Genomic DNA, 5,148 nt, shown 5'->3' with positions numbered 1-5,148 from the left:
CAAGGGAGAGTATCATCACCGGAAGAAACTGAAGAGTCCCGACCTTCTCCTCCTGCCCGTTCCCGAACCCCTCGTGGATCATCTTCGCACCGATTACCACCAGCAGGATGAATGCTACCCAGTGATCGAACCCGGCAATGACCATCGTAAGACCGGTGCCGGCAGCCCATCCGATGAGCGTCATGCCGGCCTGGAAAGCGCCGAAGCAGAGCGCTATGATGATGGCTGTTTTCAGGAGATTTTCTTTTGTCGAGGTCCCGATCGCAAGGGAGACCGCCAGGCAGTCCATCGCAAGCGCGATGCCGATAACAACGGGGGTGACGAGATCCATGAATTCTCCTAAGATTGGTCGGACGACAGATATGTGCTGCGCTAAAAAAGGCCAGGTCAGACGATAATGTCAGACCAGCAGCGCTCCCGAAAAGACCTGCACCGTATTGCCCGAGAGGATGACCCGGTCGCCCGCAAGTTTGACGCGGACCGACCCGCCCCGGGCTGAGCACTGGAACCCGGTCATCTCCTCTTTTTTGAGTTTCTCTCCCCAATAGGGCGCAAGGCAGCAATGGGCTGAACCGGTCACCGGGTCTTCGGGTACGCCAACGGCCGGCGCAAAGAACCGGGAGACAAAGTCGAAGTGCGGCAGATCGGATACAGCCGTGACAATGATGCCCCGGGCCTTGATGAGGTTGAGGGCTTCCATGTCCGGTTCAAGGCTGCAGACATCATCAGCAAGGGGGAGCTCGACAAGGATATCGAACCGGTTTCGCCCGGTATACAGCGGTTCGACACCCAGTGCCTGCCCGAGGCCGGGAATCGCCATGGAGGTCTTCGGGGGTTCGGCCGGGAAATCCATGCTGATCCAGTCGCCCTCCCGCCAGGCGGTCAGTTTGCCGGAGAGTGTCTCAAAGACAACCTGCCTGCCTTCGGGCACGCGGCCGGTCTCGTACAACACGGACGCAGCGGCAAGCGTTGCATGGCCGCAGAGCTCGACCTCCTTTGCCGGTGTGAACCACCGTAGTCTCCAGCCCGATCCTTCCGGGAAGAGGAACGCGGTCTCGGAGTGCTTCAGCTCGGAAGCCACCTGCTGCATCCACGCATCTTCCGCCGGGCCGTCCGGAATGCAGACGCCCGCAACGTTCCCGCGGAACGGGGCATGCGTAAAGGCGTCGACAAGGTGCAGTTCTGCCTGCATGAAAGATGGATTACATGCCGGTGAAGATAAAGGATCGGAAATGGCACAATGCGGATAGTATCAGAAGAAATCGCAGGAGAAAACGTGGGGTTGGTGAGATTTGAACTCACGATCGACGGGTCTCTCCGACATGCGCATCAGTGCTCCAACGGGTCATCATAGAATTTCTCTCAGTAGACCCATTGTTCATCATCTGAGCACTCGGCTGAACGCAAAGACCGCTGGAGCCCGTCGCCATACCGGGCTAGGCCACAACCCCTCACACCAGCAGGGCCGGTATCCCCATGCTGACTCAATACAATCGCATTGCAGAAACTTAAGAGTTTTGTTCCCGTGCCCGCCCAGGCAGGACGGCAGGTGCACCACTTCCGCCACGGATCATCACGCATATAAAATCCCCTGCCCCAGTACTGGTGCAATGGTCGAGGGCAGTTACACGTGCGGAACATCAGCAGTCCCCCTGCTGGGCATGACCATCGGCGAGATGGTCGACAGTATTGCAGCAAAATACCCGGACACCGATGCGGTCGTGTCGATGCACCAGAATATCCGGTGGACGTACAGGGAGTTCCTCCAGCAGGTCGACACCGTGGCCCGGGCCCTGATGGGCCTTGGCGTGGAGAAGGGCAACCGGGTCGGCATCTGGGCCATGAACTATGCCGAGTGGGTGGTTGTGCAGTTTGCCACGTCCAAGATCGGCGCCATCATGGTGAACATCAACCCGGCGTACCGGACGTATGAGCTCGAGTACGTGCTCAAGCAGGCCGAGATCCAGACCCTGATCGTCCAGGGCCGGTTCAAGACCTCGGACTACGTGGGGATGTTCTACGAGGCCTGCCCCGAGGCATACGAGTGCAAACCCGGGAAGATCGCAAGCGAGAAGTTCCCGTTCTTAAAACACGCGATCTTCCTTGGCGACATTCCCTATAACGGTATGTTCACATGGGGAGACTTCCTGAAAAAATCCGAGGAGATCTCCGTTGACGAGATGAAGGAACGCGGGGAGGGGCTCACCTTCGACGACCCGATCAACATCCAGTACACGAGCGGCACCACAGGGTTCCCGAAGGGTGTTGTCCTCACGCATCACAATGTCCTCAACAACGGGTACATCATCGGGGAAGGTATGGGCTTCTCCGAGAAAGACCGGCTCTGCATCCCGGTCCCGTTCTACCACTGCTTCGGCATGGTCCTCTCCAACCTCGCCTGCGTCACCCACGGCTCCACCATGGTCCTGCCCGCCCCTGCCTTTGATGCAGAGGAAGTGTTGAAGACCATCGAGAAGGAGCACTGCACGGCAGTCCACGGCGTCCCGACCATGTTTATCGCCGAGCTCGCCCACCCGAACTTCTCCAAGTACGATCTCCGCTCCCTCCGGACCGGCATCATGGCCGGTTCTCCCTGTCCCATCGAGGTGATGAAGGAGGTCAACACCAAGATGCACATGAGCGAGATCGTGATCGTGTACGGCCAGACCGAGACAAGCCCCGGCGTCACGATGACGACCACGAAAGACCCGCTTGACCGCCGGGTGACGACCGTTGGCCGGGCATTCCCGCACACCGAGCTCAAGATCATCGACCCCAACACCGGCAAGATCGTCCCCACGGGTGAGATCGGGGAGATCTGCGCCCGCGGTTACTGCGTGATGAAGTGCTACTACAACAATCCCGCTGCCACCCACGCAACGCTTGACAAGGACCACTGGAACCACACGGGCGACCTTGGCACGATGGACGACGAGGGCTACTTCAAGATCGTGGGGCGGCTCAAGGATATGGTGATCCGGGGCGGCGAAAACATCTATCCCCGGGAGATCGAGGAGTTCCTGCACCACCACGAGAAGATCTCCGATGTGTACATCACGGGCGTCCCGGATGTCAAGTACGGCGAGGAACTCTGCGCCTGGGTGAAGATGAAGCCCGGCCAGACCATGACCGAGCAGGAAGTCAAGGACTACTGCAACGGGAAGATCGCCCGGTACAAGATTCCGCGGTACGTCATGTTCGTGCAGGAGTTCCCCATCACGATCTCGGGCAAGATCCAGAAGTTCAAGATGCGCGAAGAATCGATCAAGGTGCTCGGGTTAGAAGAAGCGGCCCAGATAAAAACTGCTTAAAATTTTTTACACGTTTCTTCTCTTCCTCAAGATCTGATGGCTTTCGGATACCATAGCAGAAACTCTTTTTCACCATAAGGCCACATCCTCATACATGAAAAGAGCGCGTTTCATGCCGGTCCCGGTCCTTGTGCTCACGGTGCTTGTCGCGGTCTTCATTGCGGGGTGCACTTCCACCACCCCCAACGGGCCTTCTCCCGAAACGCAGGCCACCATGCCGGCGAACCTGAACGCAAAGGACTGCTTCTTCCAGATCGACGACTCTGCGCACAGCGTGAGCTACGGGGACATACGCGAAATCACACTCACCGGCCATGTCAGCAACATCTGCAGCGTTCCGATGGACAAGCTCACGGTGCGGGCAACATTCTATGATACTGCCGGGAAACGACTTGCCTCAGCCGACGGGTATGCCGGGCGTGTCGCGTTCCATGAGACCATACCATTCACGCTTACCGCAGATATTCCATCGGACGCCGGTGCGTTCAGGTACACCCTGGAACCGGTATTTCTCCAGTAAATGGTACGGGCTCTTTCCTTTTTTAGCGCACGCGGTAACCGCTGTAGTCCATCTGCGCCGCAATTGTTTCCCGCACCTCTCTCCCTGCAATCTTTTCGCACAGGTACAGGCCGAGATCAATGCCTGCTGTCACTCCGCCGGCCGTGATGATGTTTCCTTCGTCAACGATCCGGTCCGGCAGGACTTCCCCCGCGAAGTGCTTCAGGAATCCCGCAAGCTGCGGGTGCGTTGTCGCCCGCTTTCCCTTCAGCATGCCGGCAGCCCCGAGCAGGAGCGATCCGCCGCAGAGGGCTGCAACTGTTGTTCTCTCAGATGCCACCGCGATCCAGCGCAGGAATTCCGGATCCTTCATGAGCAGCTGGACCCCGTCGCCGCCCGGAACGATAACATAATCATATTCAGAAAGATCGGGTGCTGCCCTGTCGGCTGCAAGCCGGGCGCCTTCCGATGACCGGACATCTCCCGTGCAGGAACAGATATCGTACGTGAGATCGGGAACAAATCCCAGGGTCCTCAGCCGGGTCAGGGGGTCGTAGGAACCGGCAAAGTCGAGCAGGGTTAGATTGTCATACACAACAAACGCGATCTTCATGGGAAATTGCTCTGGGACGAAGAAAAATGGATCAGAGGACGCCGAACCATGCAATATACGACGTCGAGATCATAATGATGAGGAGCACGATCAGGATCTTGTACCCGCAGGTTTGGCAGATACCGAGGAACGAGGGGTTTTTCGCGGGATCGTAGGATTCCGAACAGATGCGGCATGCCTGCGGATTCTTATCATGCTCCGGGTGATCGTGGTGTTCGAATGCCTCGTGGTGATGGGTCATAGTACCGTCATTTGTCGGTAAAAGGGTAAAACGCTGTCGGGTTACATTGCCCGGGCATGGTGGTTTTGAGGGTCAGGAACGCTTCCTGAGTTTCTCCACCAGGCCGGATACCCTCGCTTTTGCCGCGGCAGTTGCATCTTCGTCACGCTCCAGCGTGAGCGTGATCACGTCCCCCTCGCGGCTGCCCGGGGGGAGCAGCGGGACCGGGATGCTGATCCGCCTTGCATCATCCTCCCGGTCAATGAGGATTGCGATTCCTTCCTCGATCCGGTCAACGTTTGCCTTCATGCTCCTGCCCCTTCAGCCAGCGTATCGATGACCGTTCCCCTGCCATCCCGCAGGACCGCGAGGTCCCCGCTGTTGCCCCAGAGGGTTGTGGACCTGCCCATAAAGAGCGCCGTGTCCGTCCTGCTGCCGTCCACGGAATAGACCGTGACGTCCGCCGCCGGGAGATGGGGGCCGAGCGGGGAAGTGAAGGCGCCCG

7 protein-coding genes, 1 tRNA gene and 1 pseudogene are annotated in these 5,148 nt (G+C 58.5%); 2 read left to right on the top strand and 7 right to left on the bottom strand.

The features are described from left to right. The 3 genes from CW742_RS06905 to CW742_RS06895 form a co-directional block, all read right to left on the bottom strand. Positions 1 to 331: manganese efflux pump (locus CW742_RS06905; RefSeq protein ID WP_292418314.1), on the bottom strand; the 331-nt coding region annotated here is incomplete at its 3' end. Between the two features lie 69 nt (positions 332 to 400). Then, a complete protein-coding gene (locus tag CW742_RS06900; RefSeq protein WP_292418312.1) occupies positions 401 to 1,192 on the bottom strand; it encodes a PhzF family phenazine biosynthesis protein in 792 nt (263 codons plus the stop codon). Positions 1,193 to 1,277: 85 nt separating this feature from the next. Then, a tRNA-Trp gene (locus CW742_RS06895) sits at positions 1,278 to 1,451 on the bottom strand. Positions 1,452 to 1,610: 159 nt separating this feature from the next. Between CW742_RS06895 and CW742_RS06890 the strand changes: the two genes are divergently transcribed. Further along, positions 1,611 to 3,311, top strand: coding sequence for an AMP-binding protein (locus CW742_RS06890; RefSeq protein ID WP_292418309.1), 1,701 nt, complete (start codon positions 1,611 to 1,613; stop codon positions 3,309 to 3,311). Positions 3,312 to 3,423: 112 nt separating this feature from the next. After that, entirely contained in the window at positions 3,424 to 3,831 is a 408-nt protein-coding gene (locus tag CW742_RS06885) for a hypothetical protein (RefSeq protein WP_292418307.1), read from the top strand. A 22-nt stretch (positions 3,832 to 3,853) separates the two neighbouring features. Here CW742_RS06885 and CW742_RS06880 read toward each other — a convergent pair whose 3' ends face one another. The 4 genes and pseudogenes from CW742_RS06880 to CW742_RS06865 form a co-directional block, all read right to left on the bottom strand. Then, entirely contained in the window at positions 3,854 to 4,423 is a 570-nt protein-coding gene (locus tag CW742_RS06880) for a DJ-1/PfpI family protein (protein ID WP_292418304.1), read from the bottom strand. Positions 4,424 to 4,454: 31 nt separating this feature from the next. Further along, entirely contained in the window at positions 4,455 to 4,664 is a 210-nt protein-coding gene (locus CW742_RS06875; protein WP_292418302.1) for a hypothetical protein, read from the bottom strand. A 72-nt stretch (positions 4,665 to 4,736) separates the two neighbouring features. Then, complete coding sequence (locus tag CW742_RS06870; protein ID WP_292418299.1) at positions 4,737 to 4,952, bottom strand: DUF3006 domain-containing protein; 216 nt, start codon at positions 4,950 to 4,952, stop codon at positions 4,737 to 4,739. Further along, positions 4,949 to 5,148 (bottom strand): annotated as a pseudogene (locus CW742_RS06865) (hypothetical protein); the annotation flags it as partial. The pseudogene CW742_RS06865 and the gene CW742_RS06870, both read right to left, overlap by 4 nt.

It is taken from the genome of Methanoregula sp. (assembly GCF_002835825.1).
Classification (GTDB): Archaea; Halobacteriota; Methanomicrobia; order Methanomicrobiales; family Methanospirillaceae; genus Methanoregula.
This window is presented reverse-complemented; position numbering and strand designations above follow the sequence as displayed.